Below are 24,133 nucleotides of genomic sequence, written 5' to 3'. Positions count from 1 at the left end.
TCGGTTAGCCGAGGGAGCGCTTTCGTTATGGAACTTCTGAATGCCACCGGCATGCAGGCCGGCTACACGATGGGCATGAAACCGGACGGTCGGGAATTGCTCGTCGTCGCGGTCAAAGGCACCTTCATCATCCCGAAAAGCGGAGAAGAAGCCCGGCTGGCCGAACAGCCGGTTCCTCTGATCATGGCCGACACCTTTACCGGCGAGCCGGGGTTTTCCGCGCCTGCCGATGAAGTCGATTATGCCCCGGTCAAGCACCGCTGCGACGTGTTGCTGAACGGCAGCGCCTATGCGCCTGAAGGGCGGCCCGCAAAGGTGGTGCAAGTCGGGATGAAAGTCGGGCAGCTGGCCAAAACCTTCAAGGTCGTCGGCAACCGTTACTGGAACGCCGGCATCCTGATCGAATCGACGGCGCCGGAAGCATTTACCGTGATGCCGATCGGCTACGACAACGCTTTCGGCGGCCTGGATAATTTCCACCCCGATAAAAACAAGCACAGCGCCTACATGCGCAATCCGGTCGGCAAAGGCTTCCATCGGCAACTGGACAGCAATCTGGTCGACGGTACTCCGCTTCCGAATACCGAAGAAATCAATCGGCCTATACAGCGTCCGGACGGCGATTACCCGCCGATGGCGTTCGGCCCGCTCGGGCGCGGCTGGACGCCGCGCCTGCAATATGCGGGCACCTATGACCAGGACTGGATCGACAACACATTTCCTTTTTTGCCCGCCGACTTCGACGAAGCCTATTACCAGGCGGCGCCGCTCGACCAGCAAATGCCCTATCCGCAAGGCGGCGAAGACGTCGTGCTGGTCAACCTGTCGCAGGAAGGACGCCTTGCCTTCAGGCTGCCGACGGTGGAAGTTCCCGTCGTTTTTTTCCGCAAAAAAGGCGAACGCCACGAAACGCAGGCCGTGATCGACACGATCGTGATCGAGCCGGACAAAGGTATTTTCACGATGACTTGGCGCGCAAGTATCCCGCTGAAGAAAAACATCTTCGAGATTCCGCAAATCCTGGCCGGCAAGATGTCGCGCGGCTGGTGGCGCGCGCGCGAACTGGGCAAGACTTTTTATCCTACCCTGGCACAGCTGGCCGAGGCCAATAAATCCGAAACGGAGGAATGATGGGGTTTCCATTGGCGATTACAGGCACAGGCATGGTTACCGGCGTCGGCCTGAACGCGCCGGCCACCTGTGCCGCGATCCGTTGCGCGATCGACAATTTTCAGGCGACCCGATTCGTGGACCGCGGCGGCGAATGGCTCATGGGCTGCGAAGCGCCGCTGGAACAGCCCTGGCGCGGCAAGACCAAGCTGATCAAGATGGCCGCGGCCGCCATCAACGAGTGTCTGGCCGGCAATACGCGGATCGTTCCGAAAGAGACGCCGCTGCTGCTTTGTCTATCGGAGCACGAACGCCAAGGCCGTGTGATCGACGACGACAACCGTTTTTTTTGCGCGTTACAGGAAGAGCTTGGTTTGGAGTTCCATGAAAAATCCCGGATTATTGCCAGGGACCAAGTGGCCGCCGGGGTTGCCTTGAAACATGCGCGGCAAATGATTCAGGAGTTGCATGTCCGGCATGTGCTGATAGCGGCAACAGACAGCTTGCTGGCAGGGGCGACGCTGGCGCATTATGAAGAACATGAACGGTTGTTGACCAGTCAGAACTCCAATGGGTTTATTCCCGGCGAAGCGGCGGCAGCGATTGTGGTGGAGCCCGTGTACGGTAAATCGGAGCCTCAATTAGTCTGTTTAGGCTTGGGATTCGGGATGGAACAGGCGCATGTTTATTCCGAAGCCCCATTAAGAGCGGAAGGGTTAAAGAATGCCATTCAAGAATCGCTTGCCGACGCCGGCTGCGAGTTGAGCGACCTGGATTTCAGAATTGCGGACCTCTCGGGGGAGCAATATTATTTTAAGGAGGCCAGTCTGGCTTTAAGCCGGTTGCTCAGAAAGCGCAAGGAGGAGTTCGATATCTGGCATCCGGTCGATTGTGTAGGCAGAACCGGAAGCGCGGTCAGTCTGATTATGATCGGCCTGTTGAAAACGGCCTGCGAAAAGGGCTTCGGCAAAGGCAACAGTATACTGGCTCACATGGGGAACGACGACGGCAAGCGGTCCGCCATGATCTTCAGGTGGCATCCCTAGGGGGGGATATGGCGAATGACGTTTTTGCCAATGGGCGGGAAATATCTTGTAAGTCAGGCAGCGGTAAAACCGTTTGCGCCTTTCCGGATGTCTGCTTTACGCCGCCGGAAAATCCGGCTACGCCGCCGGGCGTTCCCATTCCCTACCCGAATACCGGAATGGACCAGGATACGACAAACGGCTCGAAAACGGTCAAGATCACCGATAAGGAAGTGATGCTGAAGAATAAATCCTATTACAAGACCAGCTATGGCGACGAAGCGGGATGTGCGGCCAAAAAAGGCGTTATCACCAGCGTAAACCGGGGAAAGGTTTATTTCACCAGTTGGTCGATGGATGTCAAGTTCGAGGGAGAAAATGTCGATCGGCATATGGATTTGTCCACTCATAACCATGCTTCCGAACCTCCGCAGACGCCTCCCTGGATGCACGTCGATGAAATGGCGACTTCAGTAAGAAAGTCCTGCGAGAAGGAAATCGATAATGCGGAAACGGCGTGCAAGGGTAAGTCCAGGACTAAATGCGGTGATGCCTGCCGGGACGCTCAGAAATGTTTGCTGATCCCGAAGAGCGCTGATAAAAAAAGTTGCTGCGAGCCGGAAACGACCGGCCATCACCTTATCGAAGTGCATTGTTTTTCGCCTACCGGGTTACGAGGAAGTCCTCTGGAAGGCCTGGAAAATTATAACCAGAACAAGGCGCCTTGCGTTTGCGCGTCCGAATCCCGCGCCGATGGGACACATGGTTTACTGCATGCCATTCAGGGGCGAATCGAAGGGCATTATGAACAAACCGGTACGGAAATATGTTCTTGGGTTGATCCGGATGGGAAAGGCCGTCCCAACGTCTCCAAATGGCGATACAAACACGCGCGTGATGCGGGCGTCAAAGCCCATAAAATTGCGTTTCCGCAATGCAGTGAAGAGTGCACTCAAGCACAGCTCGATGCTTACCATAAGAATGAATGCGGCATTCATGAAAACTCGCCGGTGCGTACTGATTCCGGTGCAGAAGATCGTTCATCCGGTACCTTAACGCCCGCACAAAAGGCGCAGATTACCAAGTTCCTTCGCAGTTAGACGTTAATCGCTCCATCTTTTCAAATGTAAATAAAAATGGCTGATTCAGAATTACCGTTCGATCTTGAAACCCTCCCGAAAACCTTGAGTTTTCGTTCCGGCTACGTCGAATCGGAAAATCGGGCCTATCTGATTGTTCAATTCGATGCGCTTGCCGATCTGGGGGAGCCGGATAGCTACGTTTTCGAGTGGAACAAGGCAACCGGAGAATGGACCACTCATTTCAATGTCGAGTGGCTCGCGACAAAAATTTGCGGCCTGGATAACGGGGAACTGCTCCTGATGGGAACCATGGGGCAGGTGGCTGTCAGACAGCCTGATGGCACCGTTGCAGTTGAACATGTCGATCCGAGTTTAACCGGACCTAAAGGAAGCGGGCCTCTCCGGGATATGCGAGTCATTGGGGGAACCCCCTTTGTCTGCGGGATGGCGCGGCGGGTTTATGCACGGCGCTCGTCCGGCAACTGGGTGTCGATAGACGCCGGAATGGCATTGATTCCAAGCGAGGAAGTCGTGGTGGGTTTTAATTCGATTGATGGCCTTGATGAAAATCACATGGTTGCAGTCGGTTTTGCGGGAGAAATTTGGTTACGCGATGAATCCCTTGGATGGACGCAGGCTGTGAGCCCAACAAACGTTGTACTGCACCGCATTAAAGCGCTTCAAACGGGCTACTTTTATGTCAGTGGACAGCTAGGAACAATCTTGTACGGGCAGGGCGAGAATTGGCAGGTCATAGAGCATGAATTGACCACTGAGAATCTTTGGGGCTTGGAATTTTTCGCGGGCGATATTTATACGGCATCCGAGAGTGCGATCTTCAGAATCAATCCGGACAAATCAATAGAACGTCTCGATACGGGGTTAGGTGAAGACTGGACTTATCGCCATCTCTATGCCAGCGACGGAATTCTTTGGTCTTTCGGGCCGCGCCACGCCGCCTGGACAAGCGATGCGAAAACCTGGAATCCGGCAACTCCTTGACTTAATAATAAAGTGAATGGTTGCCAGCTTGAATCTGTAGCCAAGCAGTTTTGAATTGAAACGAACCCGTAAGTCGGAACCGTTTACGGGTTCCTCCAGGATAACGGAGACACGATCTGGATTGGCGGATCACCCTTCGGACTATGTTTGGAACCTAATGCCGAACTATTGAGGTTACCGGGTTGATTCGCCCTGTCGACCGTCTATTGAAGAGGAATTTATGCCTGATGACCAATCTCCTGCGCTAAGCAACAGCCCCATCCCGGACAGCCCGCCTGGCAGTACCCCTTACGGCGGATTCCGCTCCGCGCAGCCGGAAGGGCTTTCGACTTCGACCGGCGGTCCTTCCTTATCCGGGTGGCCTCGGAAAATCGCCTGGAGTGAATTCAAGGAGGTCGGCAGCCGGCCGGACGGCGAGTCCGAGGATGCGCAAATTTCGGTCGAATTGGGCGCGGAAAAAAATGTGTCCGTCGAACGCGAAAACGGCCGGTTCAAGCTGGGCAAGGTGACTTTTAAAATGACCGTCAAGAAATCCGAGTCATGGGTCGTCGGCAGCCAAAAAAGCGACGCTTTGCTGGCGCACGAGCAAGGCCACTACGATATCGCCGGGCTTTTTTACCGCGATTTGATGACCGTGTTGCAGAGCCTGAGGGAAAACTCGGTGAATGATCTCGGCAGTGAAGTCAACCGCCTGATGCAGGAATACGACAAGCTTGCCGACGACATGTCCGATAAATACGATTCCAGCCTGGAAACCAACCATGGCCTCAATGCCTCCCGCCAGCAAGCCTGGGAAAAGCAGATTCAGGATTGCATCAAAAACGGCACCAAGTTGACGGCGCCGCCTTAGCTTCAAGTTTGAGTGTGCCTGCCGGCGAGGCGTGAAAAAATTTATTGTTGCCGGTTAGATCGGCGTAGGATGGCGCATCCTTTGTAAAACTGACGGGGTAGAGGATGACGGAACGATTCGATTTTTCGTTTAATTGGGCGGAGCCGAAGCCGGTTTCCGATCCGAGAAGATTGGAGGAAGGGGCCATGCGCATCCTGATCCTCGGAGATTTCAGCGGAAGAGGGCTTTCGGAGAACCGTTCGCAGGCTGGGGAAAAGCATCCGGTCGTCCAGGTCGATATCGACAATTTCGATCGGGTCATGTCGGAGATTGCCCCGCAGCTTCATCTCCGGCCGGATCAGGACGGCGCGCCGCCGGTCGATTTAACGTTCCGGAAAATGGAAGATTTTCATCCGGATGCGCTGTGTCGGAAACTGGAATTGTTCCGGGAACTGTGCGGTATTCGCGCGCGCTTGAACAATCCCGCTACATTTGCCGAAGCGGCCGAACAATTGCGCGCCCATCTCCGTATCGAGGCCGAATTGCCCGCCTATCCCGGGGGAGGCAAGGCGATACCGGAAGACAACGCAACGCTGCTGGAGCGCCTGCTCGGCGATCGTCCGGCCGGTTCGGGGCAATCCGCCGAGCGGCGTACGGAAGAAGCCGCCGCAAGTTTTATCGAGTCCATCGTCGCACCCTCCATCGTTCCCGGCGCGCCGCCGTTCCAGAACATTTATTTGAAGGCCGTGGACGAGGCGTTGAGCGCGAATATGCGCAAACTGCTGCACCGCCCGGATTTTCAGACCTTGGAAGCGACCTGGCGCGCATTGAAAATGCTGGTCGACAACCTCGAAACCGGAGAAGAATTATCGCTGCATCTTCTGGATATGACGAAAGCGGAGCTGTCTGCCGAACTGAATGCGGGTGGCGGCACGCTGGCCGCTTCCTCTTTGCTTCGCCGGTTGATGGATGAGCGAGAGGGCGCCTTCGGCGGCGAATCCTGGTCGCTGCTGATCGGAAATTACCGGTTCGGCTCCAGTGCGGAAGATGCGGCCCTGCTGGCGGCATGCGGCGTCCTGGCGTCCCATGCCGGAGGCCCGTTCATCGCGGCGGCCGACGAAGGACTGTTGGGGTGCCGGTCTTTGGCCGAGTCTTCGGATCCTCATGATTGGCAGGAATTGCCTTCGGAGGCGAAACAGCGCTGGCATGCGCTAAGGCAAAGCCCGGCGGCTTCCTGGATCGGCCTGGCGCTGCCGCGGATTCTATTGCGCTTGCCGTACGGTCCGGAAACCGAGCCGGTCGATTGTTTTGCATTCGAGGAAGCCGCATCCGTTGCCGGGCATGAAGCCTTTTTATGGGGCAATCCGGCGTTTTTTTGCGCTTTGCTGCTGGGATTGTCCTATACCGAGCGGGGCGATGCGATGCAGCCGGGCGATCATCTGCAGATCGACGATTTGCCGGCCTATGTGCTGAAGCAGGAAGGCGGTTCAAGGCTGTTGCCCTGCGCGGAGGTCGGCCTGAGCGATAAAGCGATGGAAAAAATTCTCGCTTTGGGTATCATGCCCTTTCTGAGCCATCGGACCCGCAACAGTGTGCGCTTAGCCCGATTTCAGTCGTTGGCTTATCCGGCTGCCGGTTTGCGCGGATTTTGGAGCATTTAGGATTTGGCTCCGAATAATTTCCCGAAGTCGGTAGGCTACGGATAGGCTGAAATAAACGTTCGCTTCCCCCTTTGAAAAAGGGGGATCGAGGGGGATTTATTTGATAAATCTCCCCCGCCCCCTCTTTTTCAAAGAGGGGAGTGAACAATCCGCTTTTTCAAAGCGGGGGACTGAACGCATACGCGCTAACAAGCCACGCAATGCGAACAGATGAAAACCGGGAAGTTATTTCCGCCCAAATCCTTAGCGGCAGGCTGCCGTTCGATACCGAAAAATTTCAAAGAAGATTGAGTTTGGATGTGACCATTAAGCCTAATCCGGTAATTCCGCACATTATCGATCAGCATGCCGAGGAAGCGGCCTTCCTGTGGCTGCTCCGGGACCGGGCGGTCTCGGCGCCGCACTACAGGTTGACGGATCTTGCCAAGTTGGACGACCGTGTCGAAGCGCATATCGATGGCCTTCGGATAGCCGGCGATGACGGCTGGGAGGCGGTGCGGAACAATCTTGCCGCGTTGGAGCCGGGAGAAATCTTTGCGGCCGGAGTGTTGGCGCTGGAAGGAGACCGCGTGGAGCGGCTCAATCGGCTTTATAGTACGGTCGAAGAAGCGCCCGAAACCGCAAGAGGCTTCATTTCCGCGTTGGGCTGGGTGGAGCCGCGGCATCTGCGCGGCAAGGTCAACGGTTTACTGGTTTCCGACAGTCCGTTATGGCGGCGGGTCGGCATTGCGGCCTGCGCGCTTCACCGAACCGACCCCGGCAAATTTCTCGATCAGAGTCTGGCCGATCCGGATCCTCAATTGAGGGACCGCGCCGCGAAAGCGGCCGCCGAATTGGGGCGGACCGACCTTAAACCGGCGCTTCTCGACCAGGTTTACGATAACGAACGCGGCATCGGTTTCTGGCCGGCTTGGGCGGCCGTGCGCCTCGGCGACCGAGGCAAAGCCCTGGATGCGTTGCGCGGCGGCATCGTTTCAGGCAGCGAGTGGACGGTACAGGCCTTGCAGGTGGTCTGCCGCGTGCTGGATCCGGCTTCGGTCAAAGAGATGCTGAAAGTCCTGGTTGCCGATGAGGCGCGGCTTCGGGAGGCGATCATCGGTGTCGGCATTTCGGGCGATCCGCTTTATGTTCCTTGGCTGATCAAGCAGATGGAAACGCCGAAATTGGCCAAAATTGCCGGGGAAGTGTTCAGTTTCATCAGCGGCGCCGATATCGCCTATGAAGACCTCGAGGGTGAAATGCGGCCTGAAATGGCGGCTGGCCCCACCGAAGATCCGGAAGACGGGAATGTTTCGCTGGATCCCGATGAAGATTTGCCGGTTCCCGATCCCGCGCTGATCGCCGCCTGGTGGCAGCAGCATCAGCACCAATTCCAGCCCAATGCCCGCTATTTGTCGGGCAAACCGGTCAGTCAACCCCATTGCGAGAACATCTTGAAAGCCGGAAAACAGCGCCAGCGCCGGGCGGCCGCACTGGAGCTGGCGCTGATGCAGCCTGCAACGCCGCTGTTCGACACACGTGCCGTCGGCAAACTGCAGCAGCGGCGGCTGTCCTAGAGAATGCCGGATTTCTGTTTTCCCAAGCAGCTGCCAGGCCCGCAGGGTCCGCATGACGGTAACGGCAGGGTAAGAGCCCACCGATCCGGCGCCGATTCAATCCGACATGGCATCGATTGTTGCCGGAGCAACCCTATGCACGAGGGCAAGGCTTTGATTCAAAACTTCACGGACGGAGGCCGGCATGCAGGACGATAAAACCGTTGTCCGGATTCCGGGTGCTTCCCGGGGTGAGCCGGGTACGGACCGCACGGTCGTATTCAAGCCGGAGCTGCATGTGCGTGTGCAGGACGGTTCCGGAAAAACCCTGAAGGACTATTTTTTTAGCCAGGGGTTTACGGCCGGCCGCGCGCAGGATAACGCGGTGGTATTGGAAAGCGGAGAGATCAGCCGGCATCATCTCGAGGTGAAAAAGGAGCAGGGCGACTGGTGGCTGTTCGACCTGAACAGCGCGAACGGCGTCTTCGTTCATAACTGGCGGGTCGAGCTAAAATTCCGGCTGAAGCTGCCGGTCCTGGTCGAATTGGGTCATTCCGGCATTTTTCTGAACATTCAGGCGGCCGGCCGGCCGGCGCCGGTCAACGTGCCTAACTCCGATGCCGCGCCGGCGTCTGGCGCGCGGCCCGAGGCCGCGGCCCCGGTTACGCAGGCGGCGACAGAAGCTGCCAGGCCCTTCCTGTCCAAAGAAAAGGTCAGGGACCGCCTGATGGCGAAGGAGGAAGCCGAGGATGCCGGCGAATATACCCGGATGGTGCGAACGCTGATCCGCGAAGACCGGGTAATCCGAAGCAAAAAATACAATAAATGGATCACGGTGCTGGCCGTGCTGTTTCTGGTTGCCGGCGGCATGGCGGTGTATCAGCGGATTGCTCTGTCCAATGCCCGTACGCTCGCGATCGGTTTGTTTTACGATATCAAAACGCTCGAAGTCAGCTTGTCGCGTGCCGAGATCACGATCGAATCCAGCGCGGAAGTGCTCGCACAGACGGTCAAGACGGTTGCCCAGGAAAAGCTGAAGGTCGAGCAGGAACGCATCAAGGCCGAACAGGCAAAAATCGCCGCGGAGAGCCTGCGACTGGCGGAGGAGCGCAAACGGCTGCAACGGATGAAGGCCAAGTACCAGGAGTACGTAAAAGAAGCGGAATCCCTGCGTATCCGTTTTCCAAGCCCGGCGCGTTACGAAGAGGAACTGATCATTAGGGTTGCCAGGGAGTTCGGCGAAAGCGAACTGGAACTGCCCGAGGATTTCGTCGAAGAAGTCAGGCGTTATATCAAGTACTGGCAATCCACGCCGCGCATTGGACAGGCGATGGCAACCCTGGAGGGCAACGGTTATGCTCCGATGGTCCTGGCGGCCCTGGAAAAGGAAGGCTTGCCGCTGCATTTCATTTACCTGCCGTTGCAGGAAAGCGGCTACGACAGGATGGCGGTCGGCCCGGAAACCCGCTTCGGGATCGCGAAAGGCGCGTGGCAGCTGCTGGCGTCGACCGGCGAGGATTTCGGGCTGAAATCCGGCCCGCTGGCCGCGACCCGTGAATACGACGAGCAGGATCAGCGCTTCGATTTCGACCGCGCGACCCGGGCCGGAGCCAAATATTTAAAGCTGATCTATGGCACCGAGGCGCAGGCGTCCGGCCTGTTGGTGATCGCCAGTTACAATTACGGGCAAAACCGGGTCAGGGACATGATCAGGAAGATGCCCGACAATCCGCGCGACCGGAATTTCTGGAAATTCATCCGCCAATACCAGATTCCGAAAGAAACCTACGACTATGTCTTCTATATCTTTTCGGCCGCGGTGATCGGGGAGGACCCGAAATATTTCGGTTTCAAGTTTGCTCCGCCTTTGCTATTGAAGGAAGCGCCAAAGCCGGGTTAGAAACGGGCGGGGCCTGTTCAGGGTCGCAGGGCTGAATTATTCCGGGCCGAGCTGGTCCGGACGCGTTTCGATCATCTCCAGAATCGAATGCCATCGATCTTCCCAGCAGCAGTCATGATCCGCTTCGGGTACGACGGTCCATTTTGCCGAAGGCTGGCGCTGCACGGCCGGACGAATCAAGTCCGGCGGGATGTTCGTATCTTTTTCGCCGGCCAAGTGCAGTTGGAAGATGTTTTTGGGCAAGGGCGGCCGCTTGGCAGGATTTTCCGAACCGGTCAGCGGCGAATAATGGTGATGCTTGGCCCAGGCGTCAGGATCCAAATTGCCCGCGATCGTGACGATGCCGTCTATATTATTCAGTTGCTCCGCCATCAGCATAGCCAGGGTGCCGCCGCCGCTGAAGCCGATCAATACCGTTTTGCGCGGATGCAATGACCGGTGGATTTGCCGGAAGGCGGCCGTCATCGATTCGACGACGGTTTTCGAATAACGCCGACCGGTCCAGAGATCCGCGGCGCAGGGCGGTTTCGCGCCGTAACCGTGATAACACGGACGGCCCAGATAAACCGAGGGCATCGGATCTTGCGCCATCAACCTGAGCACGAGCGGATTGCGCGGGGTCGGATTGTCGGAAATCCAGCGGTGGTGCAGCCAGGGCGAGCCGTCGCCGTCCAGATAAACGTGCAGTTCGCCGATTTGGTTCTGTGTTCGACTCAGATAGGCGACATGGAAAAAATCGCTGCCTTTGACCACGGTCCGAATCAAATGCAGTCGTTCGGCTTCCCGGTCCAGGCGGACTTCGGGAGTTGCGCAACCGGCCAGCCACAGCGTCAGGCAGCCAAGAAGCAGAGGGCGTTGGGGCATTGGGCTTCGGGGAACAAGGCCGCTTTATTGTTGGCCTTCCAATTCCAGAATCTGCTTTTTTAACGCCAGCAGGCCGTCGTGTTTCGGGACCGCTTCCAGCCCTTCTTCGATTTTGGCCAGGCTTTCGGTGATGCTGTTTTGGGCGAACAATTCTTCCGCCTGTTGTTCGCAAAGGTTGGCGATCTTTTCGAGTCCGGCTTTGGCCGCTTTGTTGTATGGATCGATTTCGAGTACCTGCCGATAGGCCCAGAGCGCATTGCTGCCGGAAGGCGCGGTGATGAAGCCGACATCGTAATGAATCTGCGCGAGTTCCAAGAGATCCTTGATCTTGAGTTCCTGCTCGGGCGTCAACGCGATGACCTTATCGGCCAGAGGATCGACATTGTAGTAGAGATAGACGTAAGCCCCCGAGGCGCTCAATAGTGCCAGCGCGGTGATTGCCGATAAAATCCAGGTGATTTTCGATCGCGGTTCGAATTCGCTGATGAATTGAGCAATAGAAGGCGTACGCTGTTCTTTTTTGAACGCGAGCGCATGCGTCAGCGCATTCCATTGCCGCCGCTTCAGGCCGGGAATGGCCGGCGGCTGCAAATTGACCGCATAGGCTTTCGGCGCCTCGATCTTGCCGAACGGATGCTTGCCGGTCAGCAGTTCGTAAGCGACGCAGCCCAGCGCATAAATATCGTCGCGCGGGTCCGGCGGCTGATTTTCGAACATTTCGAGGCTCGCGTATTCGGGAGTCAGCGCGCCCAAGTCGCGGGCGTTGAAAACGGTTTTGTCGTGGTCCGAACGGGCCGCCGCGCAGGCGATGCCGAAGTCGAGCACTTTGACGTCGCCGTGGGTCGTAATGAAGACGTTACCGGGTTTGAAGTCCGAATGGACGATGTTGTGTTTGTGCGCGTAAGCCAGCGCTAACGCCAGGCCTTTGATGATGGGCCAGGCTTGCTTGAAAGGCAGGCCGTCCGGCGCCTGTTCGCGAATGTATTGGCGCAGCGACTGGCCTTCCAGAATCTGCATCACCATGAAGACATTGCTGCCGTCCCGGTCGAAATCGTAGACCGTGACGATGTTCGGATGCGCCAGTTGCTGGGTTTTCTTGGTTTCCCGCTGCAGCGCGATGAACAGCTCCGGGTCCTGGCGGAATTCTTCGTTCAATACCTTGATGGCGACATCGGGGGATTCGTCCTGCGCTTCCTCCCGGCGTAAATCGGTGGCCCGAAATACCGTGCCCATGCCGCCGCAGCCGATGATTTCCTTGATCACGAAACGGTCTTTGATCACCGAGCCGATGGTCAGCGGCGCCGAGGGCGAACCGGTGGAAAAACTCAGCGTTTTGGCCGTCGCCGCGGTGCGCCGGGTGGACGGCGCGGGCGTAGCGGGCGCCGGATTTACGACGATTGTCTCGGCATCTTCATTCGGCGGTTTTGGGGACGCCGACGGTTGAATCCCTGTTTTGACGGCGGCAATGACCGTCGCATCGTCTTCCGGGGCCGATGGCTGCGTACGAAACGAAGCGCTCAAGCGCGTCTCCGCATCCTGGGTGTCCGCCGTCCTTGCCGAAGCCGCCGCTTGGGTGGCTGCTGGATTAGGCGGTCGCGGCGCAATCCGGGTCGCATCATCGGCATTGTCGTCGGGGATTTGATCGCTCATAAACGGCTCGAATCGGGTTAACCTTTCGGTACGAAGAAGAAGGGACTGCCTTCATGTCCGGCATGCTGCAAGGCGGAATATTCGGGCGATTGTTGAAAGCCGACCATCGAGGCGGATTTTTTGACTTGGCCGGAAACGATCCGGAACAGTTCGTAATCGACCATCATGCCCTTGTTCGACTTCAGTGCGGCCAACAGCGCCTTGGCAAAGACCGAGTGGTTGCCGCCGCCGGAGTCCAGCACGGGTTCCTCGCCGCCCGATGTCATGACGGTGCGGGCCTTGCGGTTCATCATGAACTTGAGCCATTTTTCGCGCTTGTCTTCCGGCATGTCCTTCGGCAGGCGGACGATCGCGCCTTGCGTCATGGCGCCCGAATAACACGAATCCGCGATGACCAGAATATGCCTGGCCGGAATTACGTTCAGATACTTGGTCACGTTGAAGCTGGACAGCCAGTTGGCGGTATTGTTCGGTTCGGCGTCGGTCGGCAGCCAATAGGCGCTTTCGTCGCTTTTGTCGATCTCGCCGTGGCCCGCATAGTAAATCAGCAGATTGTCCTGGTCGGTCAGGTTCTGGCGCAGGTCGTTAAAGGCGGTCATGATCTGGTGCCGGTTCGCGTTGATCAGCAGTTTGGTCTTGAAGCCGTAGCGCGAGCGCAGGACTTCATCCACCGCTTTGGCGTCGTTTGCCGACGTATTCAAAGTCGGCATGCTGGCATAATTGTTGTTGCCGATGATCAATGCGTAATACCGGCCGAAATTGACCGACGGGTAGGTGCTTGAAACGGTGCTTTCCGGCGCTTCGTCGAAGGTCTGCGCTGCCGTCCGGGTTGGGGCAAGCAGGTTGAAGGCGATCAGGCTGCGGCGGTTTTGCCGGTCGGTCGCGAGGATCTTGACCGGGGTCGAGGCCGACGCGATCTCGATTTCGGATTTGAAGAGGCCGTCTTTGTCGGGCTGGACGGTCATTTGATTGATTTTCAGGCTCTTCAAACTACCGGGCGACGAAATCCGGCCGACGATTTCCTTGATCTTGGTCGCCGAACGCAGGCGGAAACTCGGCGCCGTGCCCCGGGTCAGCTTGACCGGCGGATCGAGGATTTCGATTGCCGGCCCTCCCTGCGCGACCGCCAACGGTTGGGCCAGATTATGCTTTTCATTCGCGATCGCATTTTTCAGTTCCTTGATCTGCCGGCCCTGCGCGATCAGTTCGCTCTTCGAGCGGGACAATTTGCTGCGCAGCGTCTCGACCGCCAGCTTTTCCTGCGTCGTGCCGGCCTGTCCGGCCTTCTCTTCGATGGTACTGACTTCCATGTTGATATGGGCCGCATTGGCTTGGTACTCGGTTTCGAGCGCTTTCAGGCGGGCTTCCAGGTCGACCAGCCGGTTTTCCGAAGCCTGGGTTTGCGGTTCTTCGACCTGCCCGGGCTCTTCGGTTTCGGGGGCTGCCGTTTCCTGGCGAGCGGTCGTTTGGGGTTGCGGCCGGCTCTTGATTTGCCTTTCTTCTGCCTTCAACTGTTTTTCGAGCTGGGAAACCTGTTGCCGCTGGCTTTTAAGATCGGACTGTTTGGCATCGACTTCCTGCTGCAGCGATTGGATCAGCGCTTCGTTGCGGCCGGCTTTGCCTTTTTCCTGTTTCAGCCGGCTGCGGGTTTCGTCGAGCTGCCGCTCGATCGTTTTCGACTGCTGTTTTTGCTCGGTGAGCTGTTGGCGGGTGGCATCCAGTTGGGCGCGCAGGTTTTCGGCTTCCTCTTTGTAGCCTTGCGATGCTTCGCGCAGTTGGCTGAGCTGCTGCTGGTAATTGGCCTCGATCACGCTCGAAAACTGCAAATCGGAGCCGGCCAAGCCGGAGGCCTTGCGGTACCAGTTCAATGCGGTAGCTTTGTCCTGTTTGACGCCGAGACCCTTTTCGTACAGGTAGCCCAGGTTGATCTGCGCCTGCGAATTGCCCTTTTCGGCCGCCTTCAAATACCATTCGGCGGCCAGCTTCGGATCGGCCATTCCGCCGAGGCCTTTTTCGTAAATCTCGCCGACCTTCACCATCGCTTCCGGATCGCCCTGCTGCGCCTGCGGCAGCCAGATCTTCAGCGATGTAGCCGCATTCGCGCGGTCGTAGGCGACGTATTCGCCGCCGCGCATTTCGCAGTCGCCGGCGGTAGTCTGGATCGGTCGGCGCGCGGTCAGATACATCGCCTTTGCGCCGAGTTTGCGGACCTGCCCCGGCAACAGGCAGTCCACTACGAACAGCTTGTCGGTGTCTTTCGGATCGTAGCCGGCCGTCGCGTTCGGATCGTTCAGTTCCGAAACGCTGGTCGCCGCGCAGCCGACCAGCGCCGTCAGCGCCGCAGCCGGAATGAAAGCGGGAATTTTCGAGGATTTGCGCGCCGTGGTGCCGGATGCGTCCGGCTTACGAAATGGTTTCATGGGGCTTGTCCTTCTTCGGATTCGGAAGCAGTTGGAGGCAGAGTTGCTTAAAGCGGGCATGTTAAACGAGCCCTTCAGGAACGGCAAGCGGGCGAGAAATTTATTTCGGCCGATGGGGATGGGGCTGGGTAAATCCGGTATAAAACTTTATTTCTTCAAGGGCCTAAATGCGGACGGAATCTCTACCGTTTGAAATGGCCCAATACCTCAAGCAGAAAACCGAGATCCTTTTCGGTATGATTTGCCGATACCTGCAGCCGGATTTCTTCTTCGCCTTTCGGTATCACCGGATAGTTCAGACCGGTCGCCAAGATCCCGTGCGTGAAAAGATGTTCGGCCAACGCGGCGGTGGCGGTCGTGTCGCGGACCAGGATCGGCACGATCGGATGCTCGCCGGGCAGCGTCTCGAAGCCCAGGCGTTCCAGGCCGGCCCGCAGGCCGAGGCTCAGCCGGCGCAATTTTTCCAGCAAATCCAAACCTTCGTGACTGTCGACGATTTGCAGGGCGGTCAGGGCCGCTGCCGCTTCCCCGGGCGTGATCGGGTTGGAATAGATATACAGCGGTGCGCTTTCGCGGAGATAGGCGATTACGGCGGCGCTGGAGGCGACATAGCCGCCGTTCACGCCGAATGCCTTGCCGAGCGTGCCGATCAGTACGTCGGCCTTGCCGCCGGTAACCTCCTCGGTGCCCCGGCCGGTCCGTCCGAAGGCGCCGACCCCATGCGAATCGTCGGCCAGCGTGATGATACCCTGTTCGTAAGCGTCTTCGTGTCGCCTGCAGACCGTCTCGATTTCAGCAAGATCCGCATGGTCGCCGCGCATACTGAACACGCCGTCGGTGATCACACAGACGCGTTTGAACCGGCCTCGGTGGGAGGCAAGGATGTGGTCTAGCGCGTCGAGGTCGCCGTGCGCAAACACTTCTTTCCGGGCCGGCTGGGCGAGGCGGATCGCGTTGATGATGCAGTTATGATTCAGCGCATCGCTGACCACCAGCGTTTCTTCCGCGATCAGTTGCGGCAGTACCCCGAGCATCGTCGCGTAGGCTGCGCTGAACAGCATCGCGGCTTCGCGTCCGTGGAATGCGGCCAGCTTTTTTTCGAGTGCGACATGCGGCCGGTAGGTGCCGCTGATGAAGCGGACCGCGCCCGGGCCTGCGCCGAAGCGGTCGGCCGCTTCGGCCTCGCTCCGGATCACGCGCGGGTCGAGCCCGAGGCCCAGATAAGCGTTCGAATTCATCCTGAGATACGGCGTATCGCCCGCGCCTTCCAACAGATAACGCGGCCCGAAGCCGTCCGCCGCGGGCCGGATTCCGGCGATTGGCTTTTCCTGTCCTTTGCCGACACCCTGTGCCCGCAATGCCTGGACTTTATCGTTCAACAGCGTTTCGATTCTTGCCAGCGTCATCGTGATCTCCGGTTAGCTTTTTTGCAGTTTGACTGCGATTTTATCGAGCATATCCTTGACCATCGCGGCCGCGTCGAAGCGCGGCTGCCAGTCCCATTCGGTGCGGGCGGCGCTGTCGTTCATGTGCCGCGGCCAGGAGGAAGCGATCGCCTGGCGGACCGGGTCGACCCGGTAGCCGATCGTGAAGTCGGGAATGTGTTTCCGGATTTCGGCGGCCAGCTCCGCCGGCGTGAAACTCATCGCTGTCACATTGAACGCATTCCGGTGGCGCAGTTTGTCGGGGGCCGTGTTCATCAGTTTGAGCGCAGCATCGATCGCATCGGGCATGTACATCATATCGAGCTGCGTGTCGGCGCTCAAAAAACAATCGTAATGCCGGCTAGTTAGAGCCGCATAGAAAATTTCGACCGCATAGTCGGTCGAACCGCCGCCCGGCAGCGCTTCGCTCGAGATCAGTCCCGGATAGCGCAGGCCGCGCGTGTCGACGCCGAAGCGGCGGTAATAATAGTCGCACAACAGTTCGCCGGATACCTTGGTGATCCCGTAGATCGTCGTCGGCCGCTGCAGCGTGTCCTGCGGCGTATCGACGGCCGGCGTACCGGGGCCGAAGGCGCCGATCGAACTCGGGAAAAACACCGCGCAACGGTGTGTCCGGGCAGCTTCGAGCACGTTGAGCAGACCGTTCATGTTGACGTCCCAGGCCTCCTGCGGCCGGGTTTCCGCGACGGCGGACAACAGGGCGGCGAGATGGAAGATCGTATCGCAGCGGTGTTCGGCGACGAGGTGTTCGAGGCGGTCGCCGTTGCGCACGTCGAGCAGGTAAAAAGGACCCGCTCCGGTAAAGTCGGCGGAAGGCTCCCGGTTGGAAGCGGCAAGTACGTTGTCCGCGCCGTATGACTGTCTCAAGACCTGCGTCAATTCCGAGCCGATCTGTCCGGTTGCGCCTGTGATCAATATTTTCTTCATTCCCGTCCGCCCGTGCCGTTTAAGGTCGTGCCTAAGTTTACAACAGGTTCCGGCAATTTCGGGTGCGCGAATTCGGCCGAAACGGATTTTTCAAAAGGCGAGAGATTCGGAACAAATTTTTTTTCTCGGCAGCCGTCTGCGACAATCAAAGTTCTGGGAAAAGCGGTCATTACGGGATTTGCATTTGGGCCTGACGACGATCTTCGACTAATATCCGCCCTCTTTTAATAACCTTTCTTTTATTGTGGGCTTGATGTTTTGCGCAATTCTTGGCATTGTAGCGGCCCATTTCGAGTAACCCTGTCAACCGCATGTTTCAATTTATTCTCTCGCTGATCAATCGGCTGCACGCCAAGCAGGTTCCCGCAACCGGCATTGGCCTGTTCCGGATTTTGTACGGCTTGGTCACCCTTCAGGAAGTCCTGTTTTTAATTTATTTCAATCATCTGATTTTCGATCCGATCCCTTTTATCGACGTCGAATTTCCGACGATTCCGTTCTTTCTGGGGCTGTGGGCGTTGGTCGCGTTTTTCGTTGCGATCGGCTACCGTTACCGGTTCTCGCTGCTTGCGAATTACCTGTTCTGGATCGTGTTCGTCAACTTCACGCCGATGCAGCGCGATTTCGACGGCGGTTTCGACATGTTTATGACCGGGGCCAATTTTTTCCTGCTGTTCATGCCGGGCGACCGCGCGTTTGCGATCGATGCGCTGCGCCGCAAGCTCGGCACGCCGTTCCGGCATTACCGCAGCTATCCCGAACCCTTGGTGTCGTCGCTGACCTATTACCTGCCGGTCCTGATCTGCCTCGGCTTTTTGTATTTCGATTCGGCGATCCATAAACTGTTTGCCGAGCATTGGCGCAACGGCCTGGGCTCGTGGCTGCCTTCGACGCAGCCTTATTATGTTTCCGCATTGGACATGTCGTTCTTGCTGAACCAGGAGCATCTGGTCAAAGCGTTCGGCTATACGATCATCGTTTTCCAGTTTACGTTTTTATTTTTCTTCAATCACCGGTGCTTACGTCCCCTGTATTTGTTCATCGGCATCGGCCTGCACCTCGGAATTACGCTGTCGCTGAACATTTATCCGTTCGGGTTGGGAATGCTGAGCTTCTACACGCTGCTGGTGCCCTTCAGCTGGTGGCGGCGAATCGGCCAAATTTTTATCGCACGGGAACCGTTGTTGACCGTGTTTTACGACCAGCTTTGCCCGCTCTGCAACCGGACCGTGCTGTTCCTAAACCATTTCGATATTTTCCGGCGCATTGATTTCAAAAGCGCGCAGGAACATGCCGGGCAATATTCAGCGTTGAGCGCGCTGAGCCAGGAAGAACTGCTGAAAGACCTGTATGCGCTGGATCGGGAAAACCGGCTCTACGCCGGACTGGATACCTATATCCAAATTTTGATCAAGATGCGTTATCCGAGTCTACTCGGCTTTATGCTGAAGCTGCCCGGCATTTATCATCTGGCCGCGAGAAAATACCGGCAAATCGCCGATACCCGTGCCCGCGTGACCTGTACGGAAGAGTGCGCCGTTTCGACCCCTTTGCCGGACCGGACTTTTTACCACCAGGTGTTCGAGGAATACGCCGGACAGAAACCGAAGGCCTTTGCTCGGAAACTCGCGAAAATCCTGGTCGCGATTGTGCTGCTGCAGTTGAACAGCACACTCCATTACGGCATCTTGTACCGCTTTAAATGGAACAAGTCCGAAAGTCCGGTGTTGGCGGCCGTGATCAAAGGCAGCAACGAGCTGATCTCGGTTTCCCAGCTGTTTTTAGGGATTGCACCGCATGCCTTGTATCTGCATGATCATTTTGCCGGCTACGACCGGATCATCGGGATCACTTATACCGACGCGCAAGGCCGCGAGCAATGGCTGCCGTTCGTGAACGAGCAGGGCAGGCTGCTGGCGCCGAACTGGGGACGGGTGCATTCGATGTGGGCGAATATTGCGGTGACGCCGACGGTCAACGAGACGCGGCTGAAAAAATTCATTATGAAGGTGACCGCATTCTGGGGGCAAAAAATCGGTTTACCGCTCGATCGGACGGTTTTCCATCTGAAGATGAAAAAAATCGATGCGCCGACGGAGTGGGTCGAGGATCAGCTGCATAAAAATCTCGCCTCGCCCTGGTTTGAGATCGGGACGGCGAGATGGAAGAGCGGTGTGATCTCGATAGAGTTGCCCAGCAATATCAACGAACTATGAAGCAGTCGCCGTGCCGGTCTATTTTTTATTGCGTGATTAGAATTGGCATGGTATAAATTACGTGCCTTTTGGCGCACAAATAAAAATAATTTAAATTTTTTTTGGAGGATATTATGAAGAAAGTTCTTTCAGTTCTGGCTGTAGCTCTGATGATTGTTGGTCTGACCGGCTGCATGGATCCACAAGACGGTTCTAAACAAAGACCAGAAGGTGCATCTCACGTTTCTCTCTAATTGAGCAACTGAAAGTTCGGTTTGTCTTATTGCATCAATTAAAAAGTCATGATATAAGGTGATCGTGCTCTTGAGCGCACACACTTATAAAAATAATTCAACCTACTGTGGAGGATATTATTATGAAGAAAGCATTAGCACTTCTGGCTTTGACTCTGACAATTGTTGGTTTGACTGGCTGCCTGGATCCGCAAGACGGTGAAAAACAAAGACCAGGCACATCTAGCTCAATCAGTTTGTAATAAAAACTGACCGGATATACCAGAAAACCCAGCTTAACGGCTGGGTTTTTTGTTTCCGCTCGCCGCATGCAAAGCAGCGGATTTATTCCTCCCTCTCGAAATCGAGCTAGCCGTAGTCGTTCAGGTATTCATCGAAGCCGATTTCTGGCTTGAGCTCAACGTTAAATTATTCCATTCTACCGCCCATGAAATCTGGTCCGGCAAGTCTCGGCCTTCCAGCCGATCGGTATATATTTTCAGACGGCAGCTATAGGTCATAAATTGCTCGCGCAACGGCAAAGCTCACCGGCAGCATGTGCAACCGGATGTTCGGGCAATGTACGGTCAGGCGCTTGAGCAGGCTCCATAGCGCAGTGAAAGCCTCAGTAAGGCGTTCCATCCTTGTGGGTGAAATGCCATTTGCCGTCCTTGAGATCGGCTTGAATATCATCGTCCGGGTACGCCCCCTGGTCTCCGGGAGTTCTATCGCCGATCTCGATATAGACGACGACTTCGGATGTATCGTTTATCAAGTGATGTGCGTTACCGGTGCCGGCCTTAAAGCCAGCGCACATGCCCGGCGCGAGTTGGGTATTGCCTTCGTCAGTTCGCAACGTGGGATGGCCGCTGAGGATGTAGATGAACTCGTCCTGTTTGGTGTGACTGTGGCGAAGGGCAGAGACCGCTTGCGGGGCGAGACGGGTTAAATTGACGCCAAAGTGGGTGAGCCCGAAGACATCCCCCAGTTGCCGCTTTTCTCTCCCCTTCATCCGCGATGCAAACGGTTCAGGATAAGTCGAGGGCTTGGTACGCGGGGGCACTTCATCGGCCTGCACTGCGATGGGAGTCTTAGGATTGCTCATGGGCTGTACTTTGTGAGGGCCTAACAGTTAGGCGTTGATGGCTTAGGTGGAATGGGGCGATGCTCATGGCTCGTAGTGCGCCTGAGCACGAAAGACCAAGCCCGCTTCATTGAAGTGGAAGACCTCGGCCACACGTTTGCCGGTGGCGCCCACGTAGTGAATGACAACGCTGTTGACGCCAATCAGTGTGCATATGGGTTCGAAGCGCAAGTTCGGGAAAAGGGTTAGTGCCTGAGCCCAGTAGGCGCCGACTGCCTGCTTGCCTTGAAGCCGTCCTTCCGGATTACCGGTCACTTGGATGATAACCGGTGAGAACATTTCGAAGTCATCGGTGTAGTGAGCCAGGATGCGCGGTAGGTCATGCGCATTCCAGGCATCGAGCCAGTTCTTGGTGAAGTGTTCGGCGAGTTCTCTGTTCATGGGATGATTGTTGGCGATCTATGCCTAACTTTGCTTTTAGCTGAGTAAGTGGGCTAACGGCTGCGTTCGCGGGAAGGCATTATCATAATTATACACTTTTTGCCACGAGCATTTTTGTGGCGCCTTTTTGGAATTCATAGCCCACTTCAACCAGAGAGACACTGATTCCACCTGCCTCCAATTCAGCTATGACTGGCTGAAGATGCGGTGATTCTTGATTGTCTCTAAGCGATAGAAGGGGGTAAACGCGAACTTCTTTGGCTATGCGGCACAGCTCTTTCATCGAAAGAATGTGCTGATTCTGACTCACATGTTCGCTATATAAGAACAAATAATGTGAACAAAGCGCAATTTCAAATTCACCATCATCGAAAGGAAGCGCGGGCAGGGAAGCATTCAGGTAGCGGCCGCTTTCTTTTGCTACTCTATAATCAGCGAGAAAGAGGCGCATCGCCTGCATTCTTGCTTTCCCTAGGGCTTCAACATGTGGAATATTCTTCCAAACATAGTCGTCTTTATTTTTAGAAACTTGCTCGACAACTTGAGAATACACTTCATCAATTCTTGATTGAATTTGATCGGCACTAAACTGATAGATAGGGTCAACTGAGATGACATTGCCGTTCTTCTCGGTTAATTCGGCATTAAAAGATGCCGGTCCATCACCACAGCCAAGAATTTTCTTGCTGAGGTCACGGTTTGAAAGCGAGAACATTTCTTTGTACTCACTTAACGATCGGCCCCAAGGTACTACACTCGATAATTCCACAATAATTCCTATTTGAAAATTTTGATTAGTTGTTCGAGTGAGGCATTCATGGAGTGCACTCCGCTCGCTAAACAGAAAAAGCTGTAGCAATGCATTTCTGAACGAGTTTGAACTGATATTTATACTTTTTCCGCTGCCACTTCAAGCCGTACCATCGGAACATGCACACGGCCCTCTGCATCCTGAGGTTTTTTCTCAAGGTATCTTGTCGCGATCAATTCAATAAATTGCTCTCTTTCACCTTCGGGCACCCGTTCGGTATAGGGTAGCCATGTCGTCCGGATCCAGCCCTTGAATTTTTCCTTATTCGCATGAAGGGCATCTTTGGCAATCAGTTCCACGCGTTGGATTTGGAAACCGGCCGCCAACAGCATGACTTCATACTCCTCTACGCCCATAAAGCCGTAAGGAAACTCAAAATTTTGAAAATAAATTTTCCATTCAGGGAGCAACAGAATTTGATCCAGAACAGCCAGATACGCACTGATGCCGCCTTTCGCACCCATCTGCAGCAGTATTTTTCCTCCCGGCTTGAGGCTTTTAAACAGCCCGCCTATAACAGGTCTATGATCTTTGATCCAGTGCAAGACGGCATTGGAGAACACCACGTCAAACTGGTTTTCAAAGGCTAACGCGCGGGCATCCATCCGTTCAAAGGTGAGGTTCGGATAGCGGTTGGCGGGATATTGCTGGCGGGCGAGCGTAATCATTGAACTTGAATTATCGATCCCAATGACGGTTCCATTGGGTAACCGATCGGCTATTTCAGCGGTTATCTTGCCATCGCCACAACCCAAATCAAGTAGGTTTTCCGATCCGGTCAGCGCCAATTTCGCGATCAACTCGCACGCCCATTGCTGTTGGGCTGCGGAGTTTTGCTGATAATCCTCGGCATTCCAGTTATAGCTACTCATCGTGAATTCCTAAAATTAATGGAGGGAATGCTATTGTTTCGCCATCATGTAACGGGTACAAGACAACCTTTTATACGGGTATAAAAACAACCATGACCGAATCCAATCCGCGCCGTCTCCTCGGTGCCTTTATCCGCGCCCACCGCGAGCATTTGCCCGCACCCGCCAAAACGATGGGGCGGCGTCGAACGCCGGGGTGGCGGCGCGAAGAACTGGCCGATGCGGCCGGCGTGAGCGTCACTTGGCTCACCTGGTTGGAACAAGGGCGGAACGTCACGGCTTCGGTAGCCGCGCTGACACGTCTTGCCGAGGCGTTACAGCTCAAGCCGGCCGAACGGGCTTCGTTGTTCGATCTGGCGGGTAAACGTGATCCGGCCGGGGCTGTCGAATCGCAGACGGAACTGTTGCCGGAGCTTCTAAATTTGCCCTCGCTGTTTAGGGGGCCGGCTTATCTGATCGATCGGAGCTGGACGGCCAGGGCCTGGAACAATGAGGCGGCCCGATTGTTTACCGGCTGGCTGGACGCCGCATCGACGGAACGCAATTTACTGAAATTTGTATTTCTTAATCCCGATGCGCAGCGCCTGATAGTCGATTGGCCGGAGCGGGCTCGACGCTTGGTTGCCGAATTCCGTGCCGACTACAGCCGACGTCCGCAAGATTCAGAAATGCAAGCGCTGATTGACGAGCTTTTAGCTAAAAGTCCGGCATTTTCGCACTATTGGCGAGAACAGTCCGTGCTCAACCGGGAGGGCGGGGAGCGTTGTTTTCATCATCCGTTACAGGGAGAGCTGATTTATTTACAGACCACGTTGATTGTCGCCTTGCAGCCGGATTGCAAATTGGTCTGTTTAGCCCCTTTGAAAGGAGAAATCACGATGAGATAACGTTGATTTAATCTTTAGGCAGCTGATTCTAAATCAATGCCGTCATGGTTTTTTGATATAGCCGATGCAGTTATGGGGTGATTTTGGTCTGTCAATTATGACAGAACAGGTTCGGCCATAAGCAGCCAATTACCAACCGTAGCTATACGACTGCAAAAGA

Annotated in this window: 19 protein-coding genes; 10 read left to right on the top strand and 9 right to left on the bottom strand. The window is 56.0% G+C overall.

The features are described 5' to 3' along the window. The first annotated feature begins 27 nt into the window (after positions 1-27). The 8 genes from JJL52_RS16990 (at position 28) to JJL52_RS16955 (ending at position 10,144) form a co-directional block, all read left to right on the top strand. Entirely contained in the window at positions 28-1,131 is a 1,104-nt protein-coding gene (locus JJL52_RS16990; protein WP_202053686.1) for a DUF2169 family type VI secretion system accessory protein, read from the top strand. After that, a complete protein-coding gene (locus JJL52_RS16985) occupies positions 1,131-2,156 on the top strand; it encodes a hypothetical protein (RefSeq protein ID WP_202053685.1) in 1,026 nt (341 codons plus the stop codon). The genes JJL52_RS16990 and JJL52_RS16985 overlap by 1 nt, the downstream gene beginning before the upstream one ends. Positions 2,157-2,164: 8 nt before the next feature. After that, positions 2,165-3,235, top strand: coding sequence for a PAAR-like domain-containing protein (locus tag JJL52_RS16980; RefSeq protein ID WP_202053684.1), 1,071 nt, complete (start codon positions 2,165-2,167; stop codon positions 3,233-3,235). A 36-nt stretch (positions 3,236-3,271) separates the two neighbouring features. Continuing rightward, entirely contained in the window at positions 3,272-4,219 is a 948-nt protein-coding gene (locus JJL52_RS16975) for a beta propeller repeat protein (RefSeq protein ID WP_202053683.1), read from the top strand. Between the two features lie 220 nt (positions 4,220-4,439). Next, the gene (locus JJL52_RS16970; RefSeq protein WP_202053682.1) at positions 4,440-5,069 is read left to right on the top strand and encodes a DUF922 domain-containing protein; all 630 of its coding nucleotides are present in this window, start codon (positions 4,440-4,442) and stop codon (positions 5,067-5,069) included. Between the two features lie 104 nt (positions 5,070-5,173). Then, positions 5,174-6,709, top strand: coding sequence for a type VI secretion system contractile sheath domain-containing protein (locus JJL52_RS16965; RefSeq protein ID WP_202053681.1), 1,536 nt, complete (start codon positions 5,174-5,176; stop codon positions 6,707-6,709). Between the two features lie 200 nt (positions 6,710-6,909). Next, positions 6,910-8,265: a TIGR02270 family protein gene (locus tag JJL52_RS16960; RefSeq protein WP_202053680.1), complete on the top strand. Its 1,356-nt coding sequence runs from the start codon at positions 6,910-6,912 to the stop codon at positions 8,263-8,265. Positions 8,266-8,449: 184 nt separating this feature from the next. Continuing rightward, positions 8,450-10,144 carry a transglycosylase SLT domain-containing protein gene (locus JJL52_RS16955; protein ID WP_202053679.1) on the top strand — a complete coding sequence of 565 codons (1,695 nt, stop codon included), beginning with the start codon at positions 8,450-8,452 and terminating at the stop codon, positions 10,142-10,144. Between the two features lie 36 nt (positions 10,145-10,180). Here JJL52_RS16955 and JJL52_RS16950 read toward each other — a convergent pair whose 3' ends face one another. The 5 genes from JJL52_RS16950 to JJL52_RS16930 all read right to left on the bottom strand — a co-directional run bounded on the left by JJL52_RS16950 (position 10,181) and on the right by JJL52_RS16930 (position 17,450). Next, positions 10,181-11,008, bottom strand: coding sequence for an alpha/beta fold hydrolase (locus tag JJL52_RS16950; protein ID WP_202053678.1), 828 nt, complete (start codon positions 11,006-11,008; stop codon positions 10,181-10,183). 24 nt (positions 11,009-11,032) lie between these two features. Then, positions 11,033-12,658, bottom strand: coding sequence for a serine/threonine-protein kinase (locus JJL52_RS16945; protein WP_202053677.1), 1,626 nt, complete (start codon positions 12,656-12,658; stop codon positions 11,033-11,035). A gap of 17 nt (positions 12,659-12,675) precedes the next feature. Continuing rightward, positions 12,676-15,078, bottom strand: coding sequence for a caspase family protein (locus JJL52_RS16940; RefSeq protein ID WP_202053676.1), 2,403 nt, complete (start codon positions 15,076-15,078; stop codon positions 12,676-12,678). 182 nt (positions 15,079-15,260) lie between these two features. After that, positions 15,261-16,484, bottom strand: coding sequence for an aminotransferase class I/II-fold pyridoxal phosphate-dependent enzyme (locus JJL52_RS16935; protein WP_202053675.1), 1,224 nt, complete (start codon positions 16,482-16,484; stop codon positions 15,261-15,263). A 12-nt stretch (positions 16,485-16,496) separates the two neighbouring features. Next, positions 16,497-17,450 (bottom strand): NAD-dependent epimerase/dehydratase family protein, encoded by a 954-nt coding sequence (locus JJL52_RS16930; protein ID WP_202053674.1) that lies wholly within the window; start codon positions 17,448-17,450, stop codon positions 16,497-16,499. A gap of 311 nt (positions 17,451-17,761) precedes the next feature. Between JJL52_RS16930 and JJL52_RS16925 the strand changes: the two genes are divergently transcribed. After that, positions 17,762-19,666, top strand: coding sequence for a DCC1-like thiol-disulfide oxidoreductase family protein (locus tag JJL52_RS16925; RefSeq protein WP_202053673.1), 1,905 nt, complete (start codon positions 17,762-17,764; stop codon positions 19,664-19,666). Positions 19,667-20,503: 837 nt separating this feature from the next. On the opposite strand, the gene JJL52_RS16920 is transcribed toward JJL52_RS16925, so the two are convergent. From JJL52_RS16920 to JJL52_RS16905, 4 genes are all read right to left on the bottom strand, one after another. Further along, entirely contained in the window at positions 20,504-20,983 is a 480-nt protein-coding gene (locus JJL52_RS16920; protein WP_202053672.1) for a cupin domain-containing protein, read from the bottom strand. A gap of 63 nt (positions 20,984-21,046) precedes the next feature. Further along, positions 21,047-21,403, bottom strand: a complete 357-nt coding sequence (locus JJL52_RS16915; protein ID WP_202053671.1) for a nuclear transport factor 2 family protein — start codon at positions 21,401-21,403, stop codon at positions 21,047-21,049. 88 nt (positions 21,404-21,491) lie between these two features. Continuing rightward, positions 21,492-22,172, bottom strand: a complete 681-nt coding sequence (locus JJL52_RS16910; protein ID WP_202053670.1) for a class I SAM-dependent methyltransferase — start codon at positions 22,170-22,172, stop codon at positions 21,492-21,494. A 119-nt stretch (positions 22,173-22,291) separates the two neighbouring features. Then, the gene (locus tag JJL52_RS16905; RefSeq protein ID WP_202053669.1) at positions 22,292-23,086 is read right to left on the bottom strand and encodes a class I SAM-dependent methyltransferase; all 795 of its coding nucleotides are present in this window, start codon (positions 23,084-23,086) and stop codon (positions 22,292-22,294) included. 92 nt (positions 23,087-23,178) lie between these two features. Here JJL52_RS16905 and JJL52_RS16900 point away from each other — a divergent pair, with 92 nt between their 5' ends. Next, positions 23,179-23,973, top strand: a complete 795-nt coding sequence (locus JJL52_RS16900; protein WP_202053668.1) for a helix-turn-helix transcriptional regulator — start codon at positions 23,179-23,181, stop codon at positions 23,971-23,973. The last annotated feature ends 160 nt before the right edge of the window (positions 23,974-24,133 follow it).

The sequence above is a fragment of the Candidatus Methylomicrobium oryzae genome, from assembly GCF_016745425.1.
Taxonomy (GTDB): domain Bacteria; phylum Pseudomonadota; class Gammaproteobacteria; order Methylococcales; family Methylomonadaceae; genus Methylomicrobium; species Methylomicrobium oryzae.
The sequence above is the reverse complement of the archived record's forward strand: the minus strand, read 5'-3'. Positions and strand labels throughout refer to the sequence as shown.